Here is a 23,881-nt window from a genome sequence, read left to right as displayed (position 1 = left end):
CTGATGTGATCATCTGATATCGCAGAACCCACAAAGGTCGGTCCCTGCTATCAGGATCTTCCATGCCGATGGAACAAAGCCGCTGCGCGAGATTTCATACCGACAGCAGCATTTCCTCTTCAATGCCGAAAAGACTGTCGGCGAAGTGCCGGTCGAATGCTTGAGGAATGCAGAAAAGGATTATGATGAACAAAGTTGCACTAAGCATATCTGCCGCTATTCTTGCGCTTGGCACGGCGGGCTGTGCAACCATGGGTGCCGGTCAAAACGAGCCCACGGCCAATGTTGGCAATCCGATCAGCGTAAGCGGCGACCTTGTGTATCGCGAACGAATTGCGCTGCCGCCGGGAGCACAGATGGAAATCATTGTCAGCGACATTACCAATGGCGCTGACAGGGAACTGGTGCTTGCCCGCTCGCAAACATCCATTGAACGGCGCGGCCCACCGGTGCCCTTCTCGATTGATGTGTCAACGCTCAACATTTCCGAAGGTCCGTTGTATGGCCTGCGTGCGTTCATCAAGGATCCGGATGGCAAAACCATGTTCAGGACCAGCAGCCCGTTCCTGCTCAACCTGCGTGATGCGCGCAACGAAGTCGGATCGATCATGCTGACCATGACATCGGCGCAGGACGCAGGATCTGAAGGGATAATCGACGTGCAGGACGGCGTCTGGAGGATAACGCAGATTGGCTATGATGTAGCCCCGCAGCCTACCGCACCGACCATCAATTTCGCACTCGACGGCAGGCTTTATGGCGATACCGGCTGCAACAATTTTTCTGCGGAATACAAGCTGGATGGTAGCGCAATCTCGAAGACGGCGATTGCCGTGACACAACGCGCTTGCGAACCGGGTCTGATGCAGCAGGAGCGCCGCTTTCTCGACGTGCTGAACGGCATTGACCGGGTGACGCTTGATGCTGACGGACGGCTCGTGCTTGAAGGCAATGGCAAGCAGATGGTTGCAGAGCGCAGCCGCTGAAGCAGCCTGTGCATCGGCCGCGTCATGACTGGCCCCGCTCAAGGAACAGCATGCGTCAGTTTATCTGTAGCGCCTGACGCACGCTGTTCCGTAGGTGCGGCAACACCTCTTGCGAAAACCACGGATTGCGCCGCATCCAGCCAGTCGAACGCCAGGATGGGTGCGGCAGCGACAGATAGCCTGGTTGACTGGCAAAGTTTCGCACGCGATCCGACACTCGACCGGGGCCGAGCACATGAGCCTGCGCATAGCCGCCCACCAGCAGGGTCAGAGATATGCCGGGCATCGACTGTAGCAGCCGCTGTCGCCACAAGGGCGCACATTCGGGCCGGGGCGGAGCGTCTCCGGCCTTCGCCTTTCCCGGGTAGCACAGACCCATCGGCAGAATAGCGACACGTTGTGCGTCGTAGAACTGGCCTGGTGTGATGCCCATCCATTCGCGCAGGCGGTTTCCTGACGCATCATCGAAGCAGATGCCGGACGCATGAGCCTTGCTGCCGGGGGCCTGGCTGCACACCAGAACGCGCGCATCCGAAGAAACCTGCAGCAACGGACGAGGCCCGAGCGGCAGGAATTCGCTGCATCGTCGGCACGCCCGCACATCGCCGAGCAAGGTTGCAAGCGCGCTGTGTTCCTCATCTCCTGCGCCGATGCCCGGTTCCATTATCGTCGGTCTGCCGTGTTCCGCATCGTTGGCAAGGGCCGCTTCAGGCGGGCTGCACATCCGCTGCTGCTGCGTCCGGTTGCATGACCTTGCCAATGCGCAATTTGCGGGTGCGGGCATTGCGATCCGGCCATTCGATGATCGCCCCCTCGCGCATTCCGATCAATCCGGCGCCCACCAGCGTCAGGATTGAAATACGCCCCTGCTGAATATCGGCATTGCGCGGATAGACGAGCTGCACCGTGCGGGTTGCATTGCTGTTGTCATCGACGAACTCGACCGTCGCCATCATCGTGACGATATCGGCAGGAATACTGCCCTGCTTGTGAAGCGTGGCCCGATTGATTTCCTGGCTCAGCATCGCTGCAACTTCCGGCAGGCGTTCCTCCACGCTCATGGCCAGTTCGGAAAGGATGTCCGCCTCTGTATCGACAAGGTGGACAGCTGGACGTGGATCAGACTGAGACATGATCTTGAAACTCGTTAGAACCAAGGTAAGTACGCCGGGCCGAGTGCCTGAGCAGCTGATTAGGGCCAGAGCACCACATCTAAACTGCAGACCCACCCTATCGGACGAAGGTTTGCCACAGCCTTCATAGCGAAACACGTTCTAGGTCCGGGCCGCCTGGCAAATCAGCGTCGGATGTTTCACAATGCCCGTCGCTCTCCTGCCCGTCAACAGATGTCGGCATGGCGTGGGTGCGAGTGCCCAGCTAGCGATCCTGCGGCTTCAGGTTCAGCAGCTGCGCTGCCGATGCGGACGACCAGTCATGTCCGCCGATCATCCGCCATACTTCCTCGCCGTTTGCGTCATAAAGCACAGTCGTGGGCAGAACGCCTGTCCCATACGCAAAGCCGAGCGTATTTTGAGGATCGAGCCATGGCTCCAGATTGCGAAGGTGGCGCGACGTGAAGAACGCCTGTACCTTGGCAGGATCGCCAAGATCCTGAGAGACGGTAATCACCCGCAGGTGTCCTTCACGATCCTGCGCCAGCGTGTTCAGCATCGGCATCTCCACGACACAGGGCGCGCACCAGGTCGCCCAAACATTGACCAGCAGCGGTTCGCCTGCAAAGTCGCCAAGCTGCCGCTGCTTGCCATCGGGAAGGGCCAGCATGGCTTTGGGAAGCGGTGTGCCGGCATGTGATCGGTCGAGTACACCTGCGAGCGCGGTGCCTGAGCTGCTGGTCGCGACATCCGGTTGCACAGGCGTGGCGCTTTGCCTATCGCAGCCGCTGACGACGAGCGCATACGCAGCCAGAAAAGCGCTTGCCAGCGCTTTGCGGCGGGCGCCGCCCGTTATGAACAGCGGCGGATTGGGATCGATGAACGACAACACAAGCTCCGATCAAGGCAAGGCAAGCCATCAGGCGAATCAGATGTGGGGCGGGCGTTTCGCGGCCGGTCCATCGGCGATCATGCGCGAGATAAATGCCTCCATCCCGTTCGACAAGGTCTTGTGGCGTCAGGATATCGCTGCCTCCAAGGCGCATGTCGGCATGCTGGAGGCGCAGGGGATTGTCTTGGCCAGGGACGCGCGCGCCATTGCAGACGGGCTGGATACGATCGCTGCGGAATATGCGACGAACGGGGTACCGGAAAACTGGGACCTCGAAGACATCCATATGGTCACCGAAGACCGGCTGACACAGCTCATCGGTCCGGTGGCCGGCCGGCTGCACACCGCACGCAGCCGCAACGACCAGGTCGCTACGGATTTCCGTCTGTGGGTGCGCGACACCATCGACAGTATCGATCTGTCGCTGGCTGCCTTGCAGGAGGCGCTTGTTGAACGGGCGGAGGAGCATGCAGCCACGATCATGCCGGGCTTCACCCATCTGCAAACGGCGCAGCCGGTTACTCTGGGCCATCATTTCATGGCATATCACGAGATGATCCGACGCGACCGATCGCGTTTTGCCGATGCGCGAGCCAGGATGAACGAATGTCCGCTGGGTTCCGCTGCGCTGGCAGGCACCGGGTTTCCCATCGACCGTGATCGTACGGCCGCAGCGCTTGGCTTTGACCGGCCGACAGACAACAGTCTGGATGCCGTCTCCGATCGCGATTTTGCGCTCGATTTCCTCTCCTGCGCAACACAATGCGCGCTGCATCTTTCCCGGCTAGCAGAAGAGTTCGTCCTGTGGGCAAGCCAGCCATTCGGTTTTGTCACTCTGCCGGACGCCCTGTCCACGGGCAGTTCGATCATGCCGCAGAAGAAGAACCCCGATGCCGCCGAACTGGTGCGCGGGCACAGTGGACGCATCGTGGGTTGTCTTACTGCCTTGATGGTTACCATGAAGGGGCTGCCGCTTGCCTATTCCAAAGACATGCAGGATGACAAGCCGCCGGTATTCGAAGCGGCATCGCTGCTTGCGCTCAGCGTGGCGGCAATGACCGGAATGGTTGCGCAAAGCAGCTTTCGGGCATCGCGGATGCGCGAGGCAGCCGAAGCGGGCTATGCCACCGCGACCGATCTTGCCGACTGGCTGGTGCGCGAAGCAGGCATTCCCTTTCGCGAGGCTCACCACATCACCGGCGCAGCAGTCCGGCTGGCGGAGGAACGTGGCGTGGCGCTAGACCAGCTGACCATCGAGGACCTCACTGACATCGACCCGCGCATCGACAGCCGTGTATATCAGGCGCTCAGCATCGATGCTTCGGTTGCCGCAAGAACGAGCCATGGTGGCACTGCGCCTGATCAGGTGCGGGCGCGGGTCAGGGATGCACGCAAGGCACTTCGCCTGGAGGAAAGCAGATGAACGCACGCAAGCAGCGAATGATCGTCCTTGCGCTTTCCATGGCGGTGTTGACTGGCTGTGCGCAACAGACCGCGCTTCAACCCGCGCCCGGCAACACTCTGCCAGTAGCGGTCTATGGTGAGACGCGCCGCCCCCAGGCAGAGGAATTGCTGGAGCGGCTTCCACAAGCCGCGCCGGAACGCAACATCGAGCTGCGCACCCGTTCGGAGCCGCGCGAAGCCGATCCCTTCGACCTGCCGCCGGAGCTTTAAACGGTGGATCATTTTACCTATCGCGATGGCTTGCTGCATGCAGAGGATGTCCCTTTGACGCAAATTGCGCAGGAGGTCGGGACACCAGTTTACGTCTATTCCCATGCAACCTTGTCGCGGCACGCGAACATTTTTCGCGACGCACTGTCGATCCTGCCGGATGCCCGCTGCGCCTTTGCAGTCAAGGCCAATCCTAATCTGGCTATATTGCGTGTATTGCAGGCACACGGGTTTGGCGCCGATGTGGTGTCCGCCGGTGAAATGCAGCGCGCCCTTGCCGCTGGCATGGCGGCGCAGGACATCGTCTTTTCCGGCGTGGGCAAGACGCATGCCGAACTGCTGGCTGCACTCGACGCGGGTATCGGGCAGTTCAACATCGAGTCCGAAGAAGAGGGGCTGGAACTTGCCAGGCTGGCCGCTGCGCGTGGAAGGATTGCGCAGGCAGCCTTGCGGATCAATCCCGACGTTTCAGCCGGCACGCATGACAAGATCTCCACCGGCAAGGCAGAAAACAAGTTCGGAGTGCCGTATGACGCGGCTGCAGAAATCTACGCGCGGCTCGCGCTGCTGCCGGGTCTGCACATGCGCGGTCTGGCTGTGCATATCGGCAGCCAGCTTGCAAGCCTTGCACCGCTGGAGGCGGCGTTCGTCCGCATGGGTGGGCTTATGGCGGCAATCAGGGCGCTAGGGTGCAGCGTCACCCATATGGATCTGGGCGGCGGGATTGGCGTTCCTTATAGATACGGGGAAAGCTTCCCCGATCCTGTTGATTACGCGCAGATGATCCTGCGTGTAACGCGCGACTGGGGCGTGACATTGATGTTTGAACCCGGGCGCGTGATTGCCGGCAATGCAGGAGTGCTGCTGACGCGAGTGATCCGGGTAAAGCAGGGCGTGGTGCATCCTTTTGTTGTGGTCGATGCTGCCATGAACGATCTTGCACGACCGGCGCTTTACGATGCATGGCATGATTTCGTGCCAGTGCGTGCTGGCCCGGCGCGGATGACGGCAAACATCGTTGGTCCGGTTTGCGAAAGCAGCGATACTTTTGCAATGGCACGGGACATCACCGCATTAGAGGCAGGCGATCTGGCGGTTTTCCGCACTGCAGGCGCTTACGGGGCGACCATGGCAAATACCTACAACAGCCGGGCTCTGGTTCCCGAGGTGCTGGTGCATGAAGATCGGTTCGCAGTGGTCGCGGACCGGATCGAGCCTGCCACGATCCTGGCCGCCGAACGTGTGCCGGACTGGCTTTGATGCAGCTTTCTTCCGTCAAGCGCAGACAGCGGGCATAATGCAATCCCTGCCATTGTTCCACCGGGTGACGAACCTGCCTGTGGTCGTGCTCGGCCATGGCGATGCCGCACGCGCCAAGCGGCGCCTGGTGGAACGCGCAGGCGGTGTCTGCGTCGGCGAAGCTGATGCCAAGGGCGCATCGCTGGCGTTTGTGGCCATTGAAGACGAGGGAGAGGCTATCGCTGCTGCGAAGCGAATGCGCGCTTGCGGTCTCATCGTTAACGTTACTGATCGTCCCAGCCTGTGCGAATTTACCGTTCCGTCGCTGATCGACCGGGATCCGGTGATTGTGGCTGTGGGAACCGGCGGCGCTTCTGCGGGACTGGCCAAGATGCTGCGGCTGCGGCTGGAGCGGATGTTGCCGCAACAGTTGGGGCGTCTCGCCACGATGCTGTCGAAGGAGCGCGCGGCGATCCGTACCCGCTGGACTGACGCTACTGCGCGCCGCAGGGCGCTCGACGTTGCGCTCGCCGAAGGAGGCGCGCTCGATCCGCTGGTTGAACATGGCGCCCAGGCTGTGTCGGACTGGCTGCAGCAGCCCAACCGTAATCTGCAAACCGGCGTGTTCACGATCAGGCTGCGCAGTGAGGATCCTGATGATCTGACCTTGCGTGAAGCGCGCATGCTGGGCAGTGCGGATGTCGTGCTGCACGATGCGGCTGTGCCCCCGGCGATCCTGACCCGTGCACGGGCAGATGCGGCCTTCACACTCCTTCTGCCTGAGCCTGCACAACCCGAGCCGGGATTGCTGACGGTGGTAATCTGCTTGCCTTGACAGTTTAAGTGCGTAAATTGCGGCTTAAGTGTGGCGCATGGCAGAGCAGGCGCGATGCAGGGTTTTTACTGATAATCAAGGGATGTATGATGAGGAAATTTGCAATCTTCGCAGTTGGCGGCGTTTTGGCGCTTGGTCTTTCGGCTTGCGACGTCGAAAAGACGCAGGATGGTGAACTGCCCGAAGTTGATGTCGAAGCAGGTCAGCTTCCTGAATACAACGTCGACACCGCCGATGTCGACGTGACCACTGAAGAGCGCGTTGTCGAAGTGCCGGTGATCGAAACCGAGCCGGCAGATGCCAGCACGGTCGACTGATCGATCTTCGGTTTGAATTTATCAAGACCGGGTGTGGCGTGTCCGCACCCGGTTTTTTGTGCCTGTAGTGGTGAAGGCCCCGCAGTGGTGAAGGCCGCGCAGTGGTGAAGACAAGGAACATGTTTTCGGCACGCCGCGCGGCTAGTCCAGTCCGTCATTGCTGAGCGCATCGATCGCGGCTTGCAGAATGACTGCAGCAGCATGGCTGTCGATCCGCGCTGCGCGCTTTGCACGGCTGAAATCCTGTTCGATCATCGCGCGTTCCGCTCCGATGGTCGACATGCGCTCGTCCCACAGCAGGACGGGCAGATCGAAAGCCTCCTCAAGATTGCGAGCGAGCGCGCGACTGGCTTGCGCGCGAGGCCCCTGGCTGCCATCCATGTTACGGGGGAGGCCCACGACGAAGCCCGTCGCCCGGCGCTCGGTGACGATCTGCACCAGCATTTCACGCAAAGCCGCAAAGCTGGAGCGTAGATGCGTCTTGCCAGCGGTTGCATAGTGCCAGCCGGCATCACAGGTCGCCACCCCGACTGTCTTTGTGCCAGGATCAAGCCCGATCAGCACACCGGGGGCAACAGCATCTGAAAAAATGCGGCAGTCGTCGGTAATCATCGGGCCGCCTGCGCGTCCTCTGACTGCCAGCTGGACACGCGCCGTTCGAAATCCTGCCGCAGATTGGCCCAGAACAACGGTATGTCATAAATATGATAATTATTACCCGGCAAAACCGCGTTGCCCATTTCTGGCGGATCACCCACCAGCAGCAATCCACGTCCGTCGCAGCGGGCCGGAACCGCTGCAGGCACGAGCCTGCCTGCGGTGAAACTGTCGTTCGGGATCAGCGTGCCCAAATTTGCAGTAGCAGGCGCAGCGCCGCCCGCCGTGCCAGTCAGGGGGTTTGAACACAAGAAGCGCCCGCCGGCGTTGGGCCGCTCGTTCAGTCCCCGGGAACTGTCAAACGCCTCCAGCAGCGGTTCAGGTTCAGCAGGTTCTGCAAAGCTGGACCAGCTCATGATGCAGCCGTTCTGGTCCGGCGTGGCACAGGCAGGCAATCCCATGCTGGGCAAATCATTGGCAAGCGACAGCGGCCAGCCCACCAGATAAGCCGCGGCAATCCTGTCGACGAGTGGCGTTCCGGCAATCCGGTCCTTCAGCAGCCGGCGCAGGTGAAGCGCGCCCTGACTGTGGCCGGCAAGGACGATCGGCGTATTTGCATCGATGGAGCGGACAAAATAATCGAATGCCTGCTCCACGTCGGCATAGGCTGTGTCTATGGCTCTTTTGCCTTCGGACTTCTGCGTCAGGAAGGCGCCGATCGCTGCCTGCCGGTAACGCGGTGCCCAGATATTGGCAGAACTGTTGAACGGACTGGCCATCGCGCGGACATACAAGCCGGCGAGATCTTGCGAGGCTGCATCGCCGATGGCGCCGTTCCAGGCCGAACTCTCGAGAAAGCTAGTGGGGTGGACAAAAAACACTGCGGCATCAGTGCGTCGGCTGCCACGCTTGAAATTGTCAGGCACCCAGTTTGCCGCGTCTGCCTGACCGGTACCGGGACGGCTGATCCAGAACTGCGTATCGTCATAGGCATTGTCGCCCAGCGGGTCCGGTTCGACAAAGGCCGTGCGCGGGACAAAGGTGAACGCAGTCAGTTCCTTGGCCCAGAAGCTGAATGCCAGTGCGCCGGCCAGGAATAGCACAATCAAAATTGCGACAATGTATAGGAACTTGCGTGCCAACAGATCAGCCCTCCGCAGCCCACGGCCCGGCTTCGGCCGCTGTCTTCGATCGATGTTCAAGCATGGTCTTGATCATTGCCGCCAGCGGATCTGCAAGCGCCAGCCCAAGAATGCCGAACAGGACGCCAAGGATAAGCTGCACCGCCAGCACCAGTGCAGGAGCGAGATCCACTGTCTTGCGCGCGATCATCGGCACGACAATGTACCCGTCGAACGTCTGCACCACCGCATAAACACCCAGCGTATAAAGTGCCATGTCCGTACCGCCTGAAAATCCGACCAGAATCATCAGCAACCCGGAAATGATCGCTCCGACATTGGGGATGAAAGCCAGCAGACCGGTCAGAAGTCCCAGCAATCCCGCAAGCGGCACTCCGTAAAGCGTGAGCGCGATCCATGTCAGCACACCTTCGAACGCCATGCCGATAATCCGTCCGAACATCAGCCTTCGCATGGCGTCGGACATCGAGTTGATCATGGTGACAAAACCGTCCCGATGATCGAGCGGGACAAACCAGGCGAGCCCGCGTTCATAAAGGCGAGGTTCCGCAGAAAAATAGATACCGAGGATGATGATGAGGAACATGGTCGTGAAGCCGCCGACGACACCGCCTACGATCCGCGTCAGCTCGCCCAGCCCGCCGACCACCTGCCGCACGATGGTGCTGGTATCAGGCGTGTTGAGCGCCAGACCCTGCGATTGCACCCATTCCAGAAGCTGATCCGCCTGCGTCTGGATCAGAGCAGGAAATTGCGCGGCTTGCTGCGCCAGCTGTGATCCGGCGAAGAACAGCAACCAGACGAAGAATGCGGTTGTCAGGATCATTACAATGGCGATGCGAAAACCACGGCGAACCGGGAGGATCCGACCAAGCAGGCGCGCACCGCCATCTACAAGCGCGGCAAAGACCAAACCGCCAAAGATCACCAACAGAGCCTGCGCCATGTAAAGCGCCAGACCGATCAGAACGGCAATGCCGATCCAGACGAACGCCTTGCGCGCCTCGAGCCGCAGGCGCGGGTCGGCTATCCGGGAGGGGCTGCGCGCTTCTGCATAGCTCTTGTCATCATATCCCATGATTGTCGCTCTCATGAGCTGGATTTTGCAGAAGCGGTTCTGCTGCCGGTTGCGGCTGCGGGGATTGCCGTAGCGGCGGGCGCAGGTTCGCCAATGCGCGCCCGCTTCGAAGGGCCGGCCACCATGTCATCGGGTTCCACTGTTCGCTGCCGTCCAGAGAGAAAGTGACAAACTCGGCCCGGCCCCCGATATCGGCCAGCGGAACGGGGCCGCCAAGTCCGATACCGAACCGCTGTTCCCGGCTGTCGGCGCTATGATCGCGATTGTCGCCCATGAGGAAAAGGTGACCTGCCGGAACCGTGATTTCAGCCTGGTTGTCGAGCGGCTGTTCACGATGGTCGATGATCAGATAGGACGCACCATTGGGCAGCGTTTCACGCAACGACGGCAACTCATATTCCCATTTTCCGCTTGGTGTCCTCACCCGGAAGCTTTCGAATGCCGAAAAACACGGCATCCCGTCACAAGATTGTGCATCGTCGGTCGCAAGGCGAATGGCGGGTTCCACTTCCTGGCGTACAGCCTTGCCATTGAGGACAATCTGCCCGTTGCGCACGGCAATCCGATCTCCGGGCAGGGCAACCACACGCTTGATCCAGTCCTCTTCGGCATGCGGCGGCGACACAATAACGATATCCCCGTATTCCGGCATCCCCGGCATGATCCGATGGTCCGACCTTGGCAGAACATGGAACGACGCCGACACCCAGGACCAGCCATAGGGATATTTGCTGACGATCAGCCGGTCCCCGACCAGCAGGTTCGGCATCATCGAAATGGACGGAATGTAGAAAGGTTTGGCAACAAGCGAATGAAAGGTCAGCACCGCCAGCAGCATTGCAACCAGGGTGGCAAGCTCACCAAACCAACCCCGTCCTGCTTCATCCCCACTGCCGGAGGCAGGGGAAACGAGCGGGTCCGGTCCTGTTGCAGTGATGCCGGTCATGCTGCGCCGATCATTCCGCACCTTCTGTTCGGGAGTGCAGTGCGGCAGGCCTGGAGCCGGCGGGAATACGGGCAGCGGAAGCGCCAGAAGCAGGGGCACTGGGCCGCGCTTCTATTATCACGAATGCTTGTGCCCAGGGATGATCGTCCGTCAGCGTCAGGTGGACCACCGCTTCATGACCCGCAGGGGTGAGGTCCGCCAACCGACTGGCAGCGCCGTTCTCAAGATGCAGGGTCGGCGCGCCAGACGGGCTGTTCACCACACCAATGTCCTTCATGTACACGCCGCGGCTGAATCCAGTGCCGACAGCCTTGGCAAACGCCTCCTTGGCGGCGAACCGCTTGGCATAGGTTCCAGCGCGCGTGCGCGGCCGTCGCTGTGCCTTGGCCCGCTCGGTCGGGGTGAACACGCGTTGCTCGAAGCGTTCCTTGAACCTCTCGAGCGAATTGGCAATGCGCTCTATGTTGCACAGGTCCGACCCTGTTCCGATGATCATGACGCTGCGCACCCGCTGTCGAGGCGACCCGCAAAAATGATCGCGTGCGATCCGCACATCGGCATCAGCGCGCCTCATCCATGATGCTGCGCATTTGCCGCACAGCTTCGTCCAGACCTTTGAACAGCGCCTCGCCAACAAGAAAATGACCGATGTTCAGTTCCCGCAACTGCGGGATGGCAGCAATCGGCTGGACATTGTCGTAGGTCAACCCGTGTCCTGCGTGTGGCTCTATCCCGTTTTTCGCCGCAAGCGCCGCCATGTCGCAGATCCGCTGCAACTCGCGCGTTCTTGCTGGGCCTGTTGCATGTGCATAGCGGCCAGTGTGCAGTTCCACCACCGGCGCACCAAGCTTCATGGCGGCGGCGATTTGCCGTTCCTCGGCCTCGATGAACAGGCTGACGCGGATGCCCGCGTCCTGCAGTCGCGCCACAGTGCCCGCAAGCCGTTCCTGCTGCCCTGCTGCGTCAAGCCCGCCTTCGGTCGTGCGTTCCTCCCGCTTTTCCGGGACCAGGCAAGCAGCGGCTGGCCGGTGCCGCAGGGCTATTTCGAGCATCTCCTCCGTGGCTGCCATCTCGAGGTTGAGCGGCAGGTCGGTTGCTTCGCGGATGCGATCCAGATCGGCATCACGCACATGGCGGCGATCTTCCCGAAGATGCGCTGTTATCCCGTCTGCACCTGCGTCCGACACGATCCTTACCGCGCGCGTCAGATCAGGGTGATCGCCGCCGCGCGCATTACGAATGGTCGCGACATGATCGATGTTCACTCCGAGGCGAAGTGGTCCTGGCTGTCCCGCGGCGTTCATGCGTTGCGGCTCCCCGGCTTGCTCAGCGGGATCTCTGCAAGGTCTGGCGGCAGATCGTCAGCGGGAAAGGTGGGGAAATCCATCTTCAAAAGGGCAAAATAGGGCATATCGAATACCGCTTGACCAGCGGACCGGTCAATCAGGCTGGCCATGCCTATGACGCTGCCACCAGCACTTTCGATCGCAGCAATCGCTTCCCTGCTCGACAGGCCGGTAGTCACCACATCTTCGACCATCAACACCTTCTGACCCGGCGCGAGCGCAAAGCCGCGACGAAGCTCGAATGTTCCGGTCGGGCGTTCCACGAACATCGCGTCCTTGCCAAGAGCACGCCCGATCTCGTGCCCGAAGATGATGCCGCCCATCGCAGGAGACACGACCGCGCCAATCGCCGAGACAAGATCTTGCGGCATCCGTTCGACCAGTGCGGCCGCGAGCCGCTCTGCCCGCGCCGCATTCATCAGCACCCGCGCGCATTGCAGGTAATGACCGCTATGACGGCCCGAGGACAGTTTGAAGTGCCCTTCCAGAAGAGCGCCGGCAGCACGAAACTCGTTCAGAACCTCATCATCTGTCATGGGCGTGCGACCTCTTTTCGTACATTGTGACGCTACAGGCGCAAAGCCGCAGAACAGCCGGCCAACAGGCGATATCCTGCGGGCGATCAGCCTTTTTTCTCTAGAGATGCTTGAGGCTGTCTGCAAGCATGCGTATAGGCAGTCACACATGTGGATGATATTCGGCGCTCCCGGCATGTTGCCGAGGCACTGATGATATAAATAAATTCATATGGATCAATGGAATACTGGCATGAAAGCGAGCGAACTGGTGAGCAAATTGCGCCGCGCGGCTGAGCAAATCACATTTACCGGAGTCGGAATTGCCGCAGGTATGGCCATTCTGCCCAAACAGGTGCTTGCAGCTGTTGCGCCCGGAGCTGAACCGCTTGCCGATGCAGCAGTGATGACGGCTCCTGATGCAGGCGCCGGAGCAACTGCGGTGGCCCAGGTGCCGGCAGGCTCTTATGTGCCAATGGCGCCGACGCCGGGCAAGGGCCAGCCAATCGACGGCGCTTTGGGCTTTCAGGATCAATATTCGGCCATTGGTGAATACGGCTTGTGGATGCACGATGCGATCCTGATGCCGGTGATCGCTCTGGTTTCGCTCCTGGTGCTGTTTCTGATGATCTGGGTGGTGGCGCGGTATCGTCGGGCAGCCAACCCGGTGCCTTCCAAGACTGCGCATAACACGACAGTCGAGGTAATCTGGACATTGCTTCCGGTCCTGATCCTGCTTGGTATTGCTGTCCCGTCGATCGATCTTCTTGCCAAGCAATACGAGACAGCTCCTGCCGACGCATTGACGGTGAAAGTGACCGGGTATCAGTGGTATTGGGGATACACCTACCCCGATTATGGCGACTTCGAGGTCATTTCAAACATGCTTCCCGAAGACGAGGCAATTGCAAATGGTGAACCGGCGCAGCTGGCAGCAGACAAGCGCATGGTTCTGCCGGTCGGTGAGCCCATTCGCATCCAGACCACGGGTGCGGACGTGATCCATTCCTTTGCTGTACCATCCTTGTGGTTCAAGCTCGATGCCGTGCCTGGACGGCTGAATGAGAAGATGCTGTTCATCAAGGAGCCTGGTGTCTATTATGGACAATGCATGGAGCTTTGCGGTGCGCGGCACGCCTATATGCCGATTGCTGTCGAAGCTCTTCCGCGCGACAAGTTCGAGCAGTGGGTGCTGACGCAGCCAGGCGGTACGCTTTCTGCCGGTGAGCCTGCGGGCCCGCCAACTGCAGCTGGAATACAGCAGCCCGAATCCGCAATTCCCGGTGCGACCGGCACGCGTTTTCCGGCTCCCGAGGGCGCGGCCGGTGAGCCGGTTCCGACTATTTGAGACATGAATAAGGTTATCTGAGCAATGGCCACTACCGCAAATCCGGAAAGCCTGCCGATCCATGACGAAGCGCATGACCTGCACTCGCATGCCGATCACAAGCCGTCTTTCTTCGCCCGCTGGTTCATGTCCACCAATCACAAGGACATTGGCACCCTTTACCTGATCTTCTCGATCTTCGCTGCCGTGATCGGTGGTGCAATCTCGGGCATCATGCGTGCCGAACTGGCGGCTCCGGGCATTCAATATCTTGGCTGGTGGGCTGAATTTCTGCATGGGCAGCCGGCCGATTTTGACCAGACCCTGCATCTGTGGAACGTGCTGATATCCGCGCACGGTCTCATCATGGTGTTCTTCGTCGTGATGCCGGCGATGATCGGGGGCTTCGCGAACTGGTTCGTGCCCATCATGATCGGCGCGCCCGACATGGCGTTCCCGCGCATGAACAACATCAGCTTCTGGCTGACCTTCATGGGCTTTTGTTCGCTGATGATCTCGGCGTTTGTTCCGGGCGGGACGGCGCAGGGGGCAGGCACTGGTTGGACGGTCTATGCACCATTGTCGACCTCAGGTTCGCCGGGCCCGGCCGTTGATTTTGCGATCTTTGCGCTGCACCTTGCGGGCGCAGGTTCCATCATGGGCGCGATCAATTTCATTACGACCATATTCAACATGCGGGCGCCGGGCATGACCCTGCACAAGATGCCGTTGTTTGTCTGGTCCGTGCTTGTCACTGCGTTTTTGTTGTTGCTGGCTCTGCCTGTGCTCGCAGCGGCCATCACTATGCTGCTGACCGATCGTAACTTTGGCACCACCTTCTTCGATCCGGTGGGCGGCGGTGATCCGGTGTTGTATCAGCATCTGTTCTGGTTTTTCGGTCACCCCGAGGTGTACATCATGATCCTGCCCGGTTTCGGCATGATCAGCCAGATCATCGCGACGTTCAGCCGCAAGCCCGTGTTCGGTTATCTTGGCATGGCCTATGCCATGGTAGCAATCGGCGTAGTCGGCTTCGTCGTATGGGCTCATCACATGTACACAGTGGGCTTGTCCGTAAACGCAAAGATGTATTTCACCGCAGCGACGATGATCATCGCCGTGCCGACCGGCATCAAGATCTTCAGCTGGATCGCCACGATGTGGGGAGGCAGCCTCGAGTTCAAATCGCCCATGTGGTGGGCCTTGGGCTTCATCTTCCTGTTTACCATTGGCGGTGTGACCGGGGTTGTGCTTGCAAACGGTGGAGTCGACGACAATCTGCATGACAGCTATTATGTCGTGGCGCACTTCCACTATGTGCTGTCACTTGGAGCGGTGACCGCAATCTTTGCAGGCTGGTTCTACTGGTTTCCCAAGATGTTCGGTCGTTGGCATTCCGAATTGCTTTCAAAGATCCAGTTCGTCATCTTCTTCATCGGTGTGAACCTGATCTTCTTCCCAATGCACTTTTTGGGAATGCAGGGGATGCCGCGCCGCTATCCGGATTATACGCCCGCGTTCACCTACTGGAACCATATCGCTTCGATCGGTTATGTCATCATGGCCATCAGCATCGGTGTGTTCTTCCTCAACATCCTGTACACGATTGTTGCAGGAAAGAAGGCGGCGCCGAATTACTGGGGTGAAGGGGCGACGACGCTTGAATGGACCTTGTCCAGCCCGCCGCCTTTCCACCAGTTCGAGACGCTGCCGGAAATTGACGATCGTGCCACGGCACATTGATCGGCAGTTGTCGGCATGAAAAAAGGCTCTGGAGCATGCCTCCGGAGCCTTTTTCATAGAGCCTTTGCCGGCTAGCGAGCGGCAGGCTATGGGTATGCAATGATCACCAACAATCACGGACTGATCCTGCCGACGCACTGGCGCGATTTCCTGTCGCTGACAAAGCCGCGGGTTATGACGCTGGTGGTGTTCACTGGCATTTGCGGCCTGCTAGCAGCACCTGGAACAATTCATCCGTTCATCGCCTTCGTCGCTATTTTGTGTATCGCTGTTGGAGCAGGCGGTGCAGCAGCGCTCAATCAATGGTACGAGGCCGAAATTGATGCTGGAATGAAGCGCACGGCGCAGCGCCCGCTGCCCGCCGGGCGGATGGATCAGGCAAGCGCGCGCGACTTCGGCATTATCCTGTCAGCAGGATCTGTCATGGTGATGGGTCTGGGTGTTGGCTGGCTCGCGGCGGTTCTGCTCGCGGTGTCCATCGTCTATTACGCGGTTGTCTATACCATCTGGCTGAAACCGCGCACGCCGCAGAACATCGTGGTGGGCGGCGGAGCGGGAGCTTTTCCGCCGCTGATCGGGTGGGTGGCTGTTACTGGCGACGTGACCCTGATGCCGCTGGTGCTTTTTGCAATCATCTTCCTGTGGACCCCGCCGCACTTCTGGGCGCTGGCGCTCTTTGTCAAAAGTGATTACGCCAATGTCGGGATTCCCATGATGCCGGTGGTGGCAGGAGAGATGGCGACGCGGCGCCAGATCCTCGCCTACACAGTCATTCTGACGCCAATGGCGTTGATGCCATGGTTCATCGGCGGAGCGGGGCTGATCTATTTGTCAGGAGCTGCCGTGCTATCGCTGCTGTTTTTTGCGCTTGCGCTTCCGGTGGGGCTGCGCACGTCGTCTCCCGAAGATGGGATGCGGCCTGAAAAGCGGCTGTTTGCCTTCTCGATCGTCTATCTTTTTGCTCTGTTTGGCATTCTCGTGCTTGATCGGCTGATTGCTTATCATGGGGTTTTGAGGTAATTGCCTGGATCATGAAAGATGACCGTGACAGCCGTGACGAAACCCCCCAGGATCGGGTAAAAAGCAGGAACCTCGTTCTTGGCGCCGTGCTGATCGGGCTTGTGGTGATGTTCTATGCCCTTACGATTGTGCGCTTCCCGACACCTGAGGAGCGGAGCGCTGCTGCTGCAGAGCAGGATGGGGTAATGCTGCAATGACAGTTTGCGCGACGACACTTTGGTCGGTGCCATTCTGGCCCATGCCAATCCGGAAGGAAGGTAAATGACTGCGCTTGCAATCGCCAACAACCGGCGTGTCGGCGTCATAGCCCTGCTGATTGCAGCAGCAATGCTAGGTCTTGGTTATGCGGCGGTTCCGCTTTACAGAATGTTCTGTCAGGTTACGGGCCTCGGTGGCACGACCCAGCAGGCCACACAGGCCGAAGCTGACGTTGTGGCGGTCAGCACACGCATGATGTCGATCCGTTTCGATGGCAACGTAGAGCGCGGCATGAACTGGAGCTTCAGGCCTGAACATTCTACCGATAATGTTGCAGTGGGCGCGCGGGACATGGCGGTGTTCCTGGCCCGAAACGATTCGGATCAGCCAGTGACCGGAACGGCGACTTTCAATGTCTCTCCGACGCAGGCCGGCAAATATTTCAACAAGATCCAGTGTTTCTGTTTTACCGACCAGACGCTTGAGCCGGGCCAGGAAATGCGTATGCCGGTGCTCTATTTCGTTGATCCTGCCATCTTGGATGATCCCGACACGAAGGATCTTGAGCAGATTACGTTGAGTTACACTTTTTATCAGCACGATGTGGCTGGATAGAACGTTGTGATGGTGTCGCAAAGGCTCTGGACCGGAGTCTTTAGCAAAGCTAAGGGCTGCGGTATCACCCGGCGTGCCTTGTGGTCGCTCGATCGGTAAATACTGCAAGTGCAGAGGAAAGTTTGACAATGGCCGGCACAAAGAACCACGATTATCACATCTTGCCGACTGATCCGTGGCCGTTCATCCTGTCGGCCTCGCTGCTGACTTCGACGACCGGGCTTGCGCTTTACATGCACGACCTGGCATTTGGCAGCCTGGTGCTCATCGCAGGTTGTATCGGTGTCGCGGTGGCGCTGTTTGCGTGGTTTGGCAAGATCATCAAGGAAGCGCGTGCGGGTGACCATACGCCTGTAGTGCAGTTGCATCTGCGTTATGCGATGATCCTGTTCATTGCATCAGAAGTCATGTTTTTCGCCGGGTGGTTCTGGGCATTTTTTGATTTCGCGCTGTTCCCCAGCACACTTGCCGAAGTGGTTGATGGTCAGTGGCCCCCCGCTGCAATCGAAGCGGTCATGGACCCGTTCGATTTGCCCTTGCTCAACACGCTGATCCTGCTGTGTTCGGGTACGACCATCACCTGGGCGCACCACTCCTTGATCCATGGCGACAGGGAAGGGCTGAAGACAGGGCTATGGCTGACAATTATTCTCGCGGTCGTGTTCACGGCGGTGCAGGCCTATGAATATTCTCATGCGCCATTCCCTTTTGGCGAGAATACCTATGGTTCCTCGTTCTACATGGCGACGGGATTTCACGGTGCACACGTCATTATCGGCACGATCATGCTGATTGTTGCGCTGGTCCGCTCCTATCAGGGTGATTTTACGCCGCGTCAGCATTTCGGGTTTGAAGCTGCCGCATGGTACTGGCACTTCGTTGATGTGGTCTGGCTGTTTCTCTTCATTGCCATCTATGTGTGGGGTGGATGGGGCGCGGAGATCCATTGACGAGCGAAGACCACCATAGTGAGCAGCGGTCGCAGGTAAACAGTATAGCCTTTCTGCCGCTGCTCCGCGCTGGCGCGCTGGGTGAGTGTCCGCAGTGCGGAACCCGGACCATGTTCGCTGGTCCGGTCCGTTTCAGCGACGCGTGCAAGGCCTGCGGACTTGACTATACTAGGTTTAATGTAGGTGACGGTCCAGCGGCTTTTCTGACGCTGATCATTGGGACAGTTCTGGCTGTGCTTGCGATCATACTTGATCAGATGGTCCATCCGCCTTTCTGGCTGCAGATCATCTTGTGGGTGCCGGTAACTGTTGGTCTGGTTGTTTACGGCTTGCGGATTGCCAAGGGCATGTTGCTGACGCTCGAATCTCGCCGGGATGCACGTGAGCAGACGTCACGCGCGAGCAATGCGGCAAGCCTTGCGCCGCAAGATGCAGGGGCGATTCGCCCGCAAATCCTGCAGGGATCCGCTTCGCAAGATCAGAAGCCGGTGCATGACCTCACGCAAGACCAGCCATCGTCCGCGCGGGATGACGCGATTTGATCCGCCGGCTGCCGATCCTTCCGACGATCATAGTCCTCGCTGCTGCGCTGATCATGGTGGGGCTGGGTATCTGGCAGTATCAGCGGGCAGGAGAGAAGACAGCGCTGATCCAGTATTACAAAGCTGCTGGCGACCGGGTTGACGCGGTTGCCTTTCCCACAACGGACGCGGCAAACGAGGCATCGCTTTATCGCCGCAGCAGCTTCAGTTGCCGCACTGTGCTGGAGATGGGCGCCATCGGTGCAACGGCTGCCGATGGAACAAGAGGTTGGGGGCAGACGGCAAATTGCAGGCTTGCGGACGGGAGCGAGGCGCAGGTCATGCTGGGCTGGATGTCGGAGCCCACGCTGACCAATTGGCAGGGCGGAGACGTGTCGGGCATCGTGGCGCCTGCGGGACGGAATGTCAGGTTGATGTCCGATCCGCCGCAGGCCGGGTTGCGGCCGCTGGCCGCGCCTGATCCACGTAATCTGCCCAACAATCACATGACATATATGGTTCAGTGGTTCTTCTTTGCGGCAACAGCGCTGATAATCTACGGCCTCGCCGTCAGAGCACGGCTTGCGCGGCGCGATGAGCACGTTTAACCGCCATTGTCATGGAGTATGTCAGCACCCGAGGCAGCGCGTCGGCGCTTGAGTTCCGCGAGGTCACGCTTGCGGGTCTTGCAAGTGATGGCGGCCTGTATGTCCCGCGCCATTGGCCGCAGTTTACTGCTGAGCAGATTGCTGCAATGGCAGGTAAGCCTTACTGCCAATTGGCTGCTGAAGTCATGGCGCCTTTTGTTGCAGGATCGCTTGATTTTGCTTGCCTCCTGCAGTTGTGTGAGCAGGCATATGGCCGCTTTGCACATGGTGCGGTAACGCCGCTGCGACAGCTTGATGCGCAGCATTGGCTTCTGGAACTTTTCCATGGCCCGACGCTGGCGTTCAAGGATGTTGCTCTCCAGCTTCTCGGTTTGTTGTTCGAGGAATTCTTGAAAGATGGCGACCGGCACCTGACTGTGGTGGGTGCCACATCAGGCGACACCGGATCTGCCGCGATCGACGCCTTGGCGGGGCGACCTCACGTCGACGTGTTCATGTTGCATCCAAAGGGCCGCGTGTCGGAAGTGCAGCGCCGACAGATGACGACGGTATTGGCGGGCAACATCCACAACATTGCGATCGACGGCAGTTTCGACGATGCCCAGGCAATGGTAAAGCGGATGTTCCAGGACCGCGCAATGACAGACCGGTTCCGGATCAGCGCGGTGAATTCAATAAACTGGGCTCGGCTGATGGCGCAGGTGGTGTATTATTTCGCTGCCGGCGTGGCTCTGGGCGCACCCTATCGCAAGATTGCTTTTTCTGTTCCGACTGGAAATTTTGGCGATGTGTTCGCAGGCTATGTTGCGGCTCGGATGGGGCTACCGGTCGAACGGCTGATCGTGGCAACCAATGTAAATGATATCCTGCATCGCGCGATAACGACCGCTGATTATTCGGCTCAGGGTGTGACACCAACGGCTGCTCCTTCGATGGATATTCAGGTCAGTTCCAATTTCGAGCGGCTGCTGTTTGATTTGGGTGATCGCGACGGTGCAGCCATGGCCGGTCAGATGCGGGAGTTCGACCAGGCCAAGGCGATGCGCTTGACACCCGCTCAGCATCAGAGGGCAGGCGCGCTTTTCACCAGCGCCCGGGCGACCGGCGACGAGATGGACGCCGCGATGCGTTGGGCGGTTGAGACTACCGGCGAGCTGGTCGACCCGCACACGGCAATTGGTCTGCACGCAGCACGGTCGGTCGCCCTGCCGCCGCATGTGCCTGTAGTGACACTCGCCACCGCGCATCCTGCAAAATTCGCTCCGGCGGTAAAGGCAGCAACAGGCATTCACCCGCCGCTGCCCGACAGGCTTGCCGATCTTCTGGAACGGGAGGAGCGGTTCGACGAATTGCCGGGTGATTACGACACCGTTTCGCGATACATTGCGGCGCGGGCGAAGGTCTGCGCCGACCCGATACACTGATGGCGCGCTTGCTTGAACCCTCTACCTTGCTGGTCGGCGAGGGATGGAGCGATTACTGCCTCCTGGACAGCGGGCATGGCCGCAAGCTGGAAGCATACGGAACGCGCCGGGTAATAAGGCCGGAGCCTCAGGCAATGTGGAGCCCTCGCTGCACGGACTGGCTGGCGGACGCGGAGTTCGTTCCTGGCTCGGACGAGGATGGTGGCGGCCGCTGGCATTTTGCTGACGTGGCCGCGCGTAACGCGATGTTGCAGGACCAATGGGTTCTTGGCTGGCGCGATCTGCGCTTCAATGCGCAATGCACGCCGTTCCGCCATCTTGGCTTCTTTCCCGATATGGCGCCGGTCTGGGACTGGATGGATGACCAGCTTGATGGTCTCGACAAAGCGGAAACGCTGAACCTGTTCGGTTATACCGGAGTAGGGTCGCTTGCGCTCGGCCGACGCGGTGCTGTAACCCACGTCGATGCGTCGAAGAAATCGGTGGCTCAGGCGCGGGCGAATGCCGCACTCAGCGGCTTGGCGGGTGATGGATCAGAGCGACCCGCACCCTGGCCAGTGCGCTGGCTCATTGACGATGCTGGCAAATTTGCCGCGCGGGAGGTTCGGCGGGGCCGGCGCTATGACGGCATCATCCTTGACCCGCCCAAATTCGGCCGCGGTCCCAACGGCGAGGTGTGGCGGATCGAGGACGGCCTGCCCGCTCTGGTCGCCGATTGCCGCCGCCTGCTTGATGAACAGTCACGATTTCTTTTTCTGACTGCCTATGCCGTGCGGTTGTCCTCACTTGCCTTGGCAGGCCTCCTGCATGAGGCGTTCGCCGCGCTTCCCGGGCGAATCGAACATGGCGAACTTGCAATCCGTGAAGCAGGGCCGGACGGGCGCATCTTGCCAACTGCGATTTTTGCACGATGGACAAACGGGAGTTAATGGTGGCCGACAGTCTTGTCTTGCAGGTCTCTGGCCTGGAAACAGATGTGCTCACGGGCATCTATTCGGAAGAAACAGGTCAGCCCCAGCCGCTGCGAATTGCGATCGCGGCAAGGATGGGGGCGCCAGATCGGTTTTCTCCCGACACGCCGCTCGATGCCAGCAAGAACTACATGGATCTCAAATTCGCCGCCACCGATGGTCTGCCACTAGGCGTGCATTTCAAGCTGATCGAAGCGGTTGCGGAGCATATCTGCGACACGCTTTTCCTGCAGGATGAGCGAGTTGAACAGGTCACCGTCACGATCGCAAAGCTGGCGATTGCCGAGCATGGCGAGGAGATCGGCATGACGCTGGTGCGGGACCGGCGCTGATGGACGAAACAGACCCGCTGCACGGGCAAACCGGACCTGCAGCGCGTGACACGGTGAGGCTGCTTGCCTGCGACATGGCGGCGGCTGATCCGCTGGCGGCGGCCGCTTGCTTCCACACGCATTATCTGCCCCGGATCGAACGTCTGGTAAAAGGAGCGTCAGTGCTGATCCTGCGCTTCGACCATGCAGAGGAAAAACCGCATCGCTGGCGGCAGCAGACAATCGCCGACCTTGCGCGTAGATATGCGCCTGTCCGCATCAACGGGGTCGCGCCGGCTCGGGCGAGCAGCAGTCCGGACCGGCTTACGCCCACGATCTCCTTTGCGTGCAGGAACGCGGCGTTGACCGGACAGTTAATCCTTGTGGACTGACTTGTAACGAACGGCTGCTCCTGTCGACAGGGACAGTTCGACTGGACTTTGCGCGCAGCGGCACTTGTGTCACAAGGATGGTAATGACGGCCCCTCCCAACCTCCTGGTCGACCGATTTGCCCGACAGATCGAATATCTGCGGCTTTCGGTAACGGATCGATGTGATCTGCGCTGCTTCTATTGCATGCCGGAGCGCATGAAGTTCCTGCCGCGACGTGATATCCTAAGTCTGGAGGAATTGATGCTGGTGGCCGATGCGTTCATCGCGCGCGGCGTGACGAAAATCCGGCTGACAGGTGGCGAGCCGCTGGTGAGACGCGATGTTCTGGACCTTGTGCGTGCGCTGGGTCGCCGTATCGGTCGCGGACTTTCCGAGCTCACCATGACGACCAACGGCACCCGGCTGGCGCAGTTTGCCGAGCCGCTGGCGGCGGCGGGTATCCGGCGGATCAACGTATCGCTTGATACGCTCGATCCGGACCGGTTTGCAGCACTGACCCGGCGATCCTCGCTGCATGATGTGCTTGCCGGCATCGCTGCTGCAAAACGGGCCTGCATCAGGGTCAAGCTGAACGTCGTTGCCTTGAAAGGCGTAAACGAGGCTGAAATCCCGCAGATCATCCGGTGGGCGCACAGCGAAGGGCATGAGGTGACCCTCATCGAGGTCATGCCGCTGGGCGAAGTGGACGGCGAGCGGGTTGATCAGCATCTGCCGCTTACCGTCGTGCAAGAGGCGCTGGAAAGTCGCTGGACGCTGGAGCCGATCGACAAACGCACTGGCGGACCGGCACGATACTGGCGCATTTGCGAAACGGGCGGCGTTCTGGGGATGATCACGCCTCTGACCCAGAATTTCTGCGCGGGCTGCAATCGCGTGCGGGTTACTGCCACCGGGCAGCTGTTTGCCTGCCTCGGCGGCCGTGAACAGGTAGATCTGCGCGCGGCGGTTCGCGCTGGTGGCACAACAGCTGCGCTACCCGACTCCAAGGCTGTCAACGCTGCCCTTGAAGCTGCAATGGACGAGGCGATGGCGATCAAGCCCGAGCGCCATCACTTCGCGATTGGCACCAAGGGCGCAGCTCCAAAGATTGCCCGGCACATGTCCATGACCGGGGGTTAGT

The 23,881-nt window shown here is 59.8% G+C and carries 27 protein-coding genes and 2 pseudogenes; 19 read left to right on the top strand and 10 right to left on the bottom strand.

Annotated features, from left to right (window positions below; translation table 11 throughout):
* Positions 1-185: 185 nt before the first annotated feature.
* Positions 186-986, top strand: a complete 801-nt coding sequence (locus RM533_RS03625; RefSeq protein ID WP_311339846.1) for an META domain-containing protein — start codon at positions 186-188, stop codon at positions 984-986.
* 55 nt (positions 987-1,041) lie between these two features.
* On the opposite strand, the gene RM533_RS03620 is transcribed toward RM533_RS03625, so the two are convergent.
* The 3 genes from RM533_RS03620 to RM533_RS03610 all read right to left on the bottom strand — a co-directional run bounded on the left by RM533_RS03620 (position 1,042) and on the right by RM533_RS03610 (position 2,987).
* Positions 1,042-1,650, bottom strand: a complete 609-nt coding sequence (locus RM533_RS03620; protein ID WP_311339845.1) for a uracil-DNA glycosylase family protein — start codon at positions 1,648-1,650, stop codon at positions 1,042-1,044.
* A 43-nt stretch (positions 1,651-1,693) separates the two neighbouring features.
* On the bottom strand, positions 1,694-2,119 hold the full coding sequence (gene rnk, locus RM533_RS03615; protein WP_311339844.1) for a nucleoside diphosphate kinase regulator: 426 nt from the start codon (positions 2,117-2,119) through the stop codon (positions 1,694-1,696).
* A 244-nt stretch (positions 2,120-2,363) separates the two neighbouring features.
* The gene (locus RM533_RS03610) at positions 2,364-2,987 is read right to left on the bottom strand and encodes a TlpA family protein disulfide reductase (RefSeq protein WP_311339843.1); all 624 of its coding nucleotides are present in this window, start codon (positions 2,985-2,987) and stop codon (positions 2,364-2,366) included.
* Positions 2,988-3,030: 43 nt separating this feature from the next.
* On the opposite strand from RM533_RS03610, the gene argH reads away from it, so the two are divergent.
* The 5 genes from argH (at position 3,031) to RM533_RS03585 (ending at position 7,055) form a co-directional block, all read left to right on the top strand.
* Complete coding sequence (gene argH / locus RM533_RS03605; RefSeq protein ID WP_311340156.1) at positions 3,031-4,413, top strand: argininosuccinate lyase; 1,383 nt, start codon at positions 3,031-3,033, stop codon at positions 4,411-4,413.
* Positions 4,410-4,664 carry a hypothetical protein gene (locus RM533_RS03600; RefSeq protein ID WP_311339842.1) on the top strand — a complete coding sequence of 85 codons (255 nt, stop codon included), beginning with the start codon at positions 4,410-4,412 and terminating at the stop codon, positions 4,662-4,664. Before argH ends, RM533_RS03600 begins: the two co-directional genes overlap by 4 nt.
* A gap of 3 nt (positions 4,665-4,667) precedes the next feature.
* Positions 4,668-5,924: a diaminopimelate decarboxylase gene (gene lysA, locus RM533_RS03595; RefSeq protein WP_311339841.1), complete on the top strand. Its 1,257-nt coding sequence runs from the start codon at positions 4,668-4,670 to the stop codon at positions 5,922-5,924.
* A 37-nt stretch (positions 5,925-5,961) separates the two neighbouring features.
* Positions 5,962-6,738 carry a precorrin-2 dehydrogenase/sirohydrochlorin ferrochelatase family protein gene (locus RM533_RS03590; RefSeq protein WP_432265023.1) on the top strand — a complete coding sequence of 259 codons (777 nt, stop codon included), beginning with the start codon at positions 5,962-5,964 and terminating at the stop codon, positions 6,736-6,738.
* 89 nt (positions 6,739-6,827) lie between these two features.
* Positions 6,828-7,055 (top strand): hypothetical protein, encoded by a 228-nt coding sequence (locus tag RM533_RS03585; protein WP_311339839.1) that lies wholly within the window; start codon positions 6,828-6,830, stop codon positions 7,053-7,055.
* Positions 7,056-7,196: 141 nt separating this feature from the next.
* Here RM533_RS03585 and ruvX read toward each other — a convergent pair whose 3' ends face one another.
* From ruvX to pyrE, 7 genes and pseudogenes are all read right to left on the bottom strand, one after another.
* Positions 7,197-7,667, bottom strand: coding sequence for a Holliday junction resolvase RuvX (gene ruvX, locus RM533_RS03580; protein ID WP_311339838.1), 471 nt, complete (start codon positions 7,665-7,667; stop codon positions 7,197-7,199).
* Positions 7,664-8,755, bottom strand: coding sequence for a DUF3089 domain-containing protein (locus tag RM533_RS03575; protein WP_311339837.1), 1,092 nt, complete (start codon positions 8,753-8,755; stop codon positions 7,664-7,666). Before RM533_RS03575 ends, ruvX begins: the two co-directional genes overlap by 4 nt.
* Before the next feature lie 43 nt (positions 8,756-8,798).
* Positions 8,799-9,887, bottom strand: a complete 1,089-nt coding sequence (locus tag RM533_RS03570) for an AI-2E family transporter (RefSeq protein ID WP_311339836.1) — start codon at positions 9,885-9,887, stop codon at positions 8,799-8,801.
* Positions 9,862-10,818, bottom strand: a complete 957-nt coding sequence (gene lepB / locus RM533_RS03565; protein WP_311339835.1) for a signal peptidase I — start codon at positions 10,816-10,818, stop codon at positions 9,862-9,864. Before lepB ends, RM533_RS03570 begins: the two co-directional genes overlap by 26 nt.
* A 100-nt stretch (positions 10,819-10,918) precedes the next feature.
* Positions 10,919-11,314, bottom strand: a pseudogene (acpS, locus tag RM533_RS03560) (holo-ACP synthase); the annotation flags it as partial.
* A 64-nt stretch (positions 11,315-11,378) separates the two neighbouring features.
* Positions 11,379-12,122 carry a pyridoxine 5'-phosphate synthase gene (locus RM533_RS03555; RefSeq protein ID WP_311339834.1) on the bottom strand — a complete coding sequence of 248 codons (744 nt, stop codon included), beginning with the start codon at positions 12,120-12,122 and terminating at the stop codon, positions 11,379-11,381.
* The gene (pyrE, locus tag RM533_RS03550) at positions 12,119-12,700 is read right to left on the bottom strand and encodes an orotate phosphoribosyltransferase (RefSeq protein ID WP_311339833.1); all 582 of its coding nucleotides are present in this window, start codon (positions 12,698-12,700) and stop codon (positions 12,119-12,121) included. Before pyrE ends, RM533_RS03555 begins: the two co-directional genes overlap by 4 nt.
* 232 nt (positions 12,701-12,932) lie before the next feature.
* On the opposite strand from pyrE, the gene coxB reads away from it, so the two are divergent.
* The 13 genes and pseudogenes from coxB (at position 12,933) to moaA (ending at position 23,880) form a co-directional block, all read left to right on the top strand.
* Positions 12,933-14,027, top strand: coding sequence for a cytochrome c oxidase subunit II (coxB, locus tag RM533_RS03545; RefSeq protein WP_432265021.1), 1,095 nt, complete (start codon positions 12,933-12,935; stop codon positions 14,025-14,027).
* 24 nt (positions 14,028-14,051) lie between these two features.
* Complete coding sequence (ctaD, locus tag RM533_RS03540; RefSeq protein ID WP_311339832.1) at positions 14,052-15,749, top strand: cytochrome c oxidase subunit I; 1,698 nt, start codon at positions 14,052-14,054, stop codon at positions 15,747-15,749.
* Between the two features lie 99 nt (positions 15,750-15,848).
* Positions 15,849-16,769, top strand: coding sequence for a heme o synthase (locus RM533_RS03535; protein ID WP_311339831.1), 921 nt, complete (start codon positions 15,849-15,851; stop codon positions 16,767-16,769).
* Positions 16,770-16,780: 11 nt separating this feature from the next.
* Complete coding sequence (locus tag RM533_RS03530; protein WP_311339830.1) at positions 16,781-16,966, top strand: cytochrome c oxidase system small membrane protein; 186 nt, start codon at positions 16,781-16,783, stop codon at positions 16,964-16,966.
* A 64-nt stretch (positions 16,967-17,030) separates the two neighbouring features.
* Positions 17,031-17,582: a cytochrome c oxidase assembly protein gene (locus RM533_RS03525; RefSeq protein WP_311339829.1), complete on the top strand. Its 552-nt coding sequence runs from the start codon at positions 17,031-17,033 to the stop codon at positions 17,580-17,582.
* A gap of 128 nt (positions 17,583-17,710) precedes the next feature.
* Complete coding sequence (locus RM533_RS03520; RefSeq protein ID WP_311339828.1) at positions 17,711-18,532, top strand: cytochrome c oxidase subunit 3; 822 nt, start codon at positions 17,711-17,713, stop codon at positions 18,530-18,532.
* A 110-nt stretch (positions 18,533-18,642) separates the two neighbouring features.
* Positions 18,643-18,918: pseudogene (locus tag RM533_RS03515) on the top strand (DUF983 domain-containing protein); the annotation flags it as partial.
* A 152-nt stretch (positions 18,919-19,070) separates the two neighbouring features.
* Positions 19,071-19,661, top strand: a complete 591-nt coding sequence (locus RM533_RS03510) for an SURF1 family cytochrome oxidase biogenesis protein (protein ID WP_311339827.1) — start codon at positions 19,071-19,073, stop codon at positions 19,659-19,661.
* Positions 19,662-19,672: 11 nt separating this feature from the next.
* Positions 19,673-21,085, top strand: a complete 1,413-nt coding sequence (gene thrC, locus RM533_RS03505; protein WP_311339826.1) for a threonine synthase — start codon at positions 19,673-19,675, stop codon at positions 21,083-21,085.
* A complete protein-coding gene (locus RM533_RS03500; RefSeq protein ID WP_311339825.1) occupies positions 21,085-22,014 on the top strand; it encodes a class I SAM-dependent rRNA methyltransferase in 930 nt (309 codons plus the stop codon). Before thrC ends, RM533_RS03500 begins: the two co-directional genes overlap by 1 nt.
* Positions 22,015-22,016: 2 nt before the next feature.
* Positions 22,017-22,388, top strand: a complete 372-nt coding sequence (locus tag RM533_RS03495; RefSeq protein ID WP_311339824.1) for a dihydroneopterin aldolase — start codon at positions 22,017-22,019, stop codon at positions 22,386-22,388.
* Positions 22,388-22,759, top strand: a complete 372-nt coding sequence (locus RM533_RS03490; RefSeq protein WP_311339823.1) for a Rossmann fold domain-containing protein — start codon at positions 22,388-22,390, stop codon at positions 22,757-22,759. The genes RM533_RS03495 and RM533_RS03490 overlap by 1 nt, the downstream gene beginning before the upstream one ends.
* Before the next feature lie 77 nt (positions 22,760-22,836).
* A complete protein-coding gene (gene moaA / locus RM533_RS03485) occupies positions 22,837-23,880 on the top strand; it encodes a GTP 3',8-cyclase MoaA (protein ID WP_432265019.1) in 1,044 nt (347 codons plus the stop codon).
* The last annotated feature ends 1 nt before the right edge of the window (position 23,881 follow it).

Origin of the sequence: Croceicoccus esteveae (assembly GCF_031846435.1) — a bacterium.
Taxonomy (GTDB): Bacteria; Pseudomonadota; Alphaproteobacteria; order Sphingomonadales; family Sphingomonadaceae; genus Croceicoccus; species Croceicoccus esteveae.
This window is presented reverse-complemented; position numbering and strand designations above follow the sequence as displayed.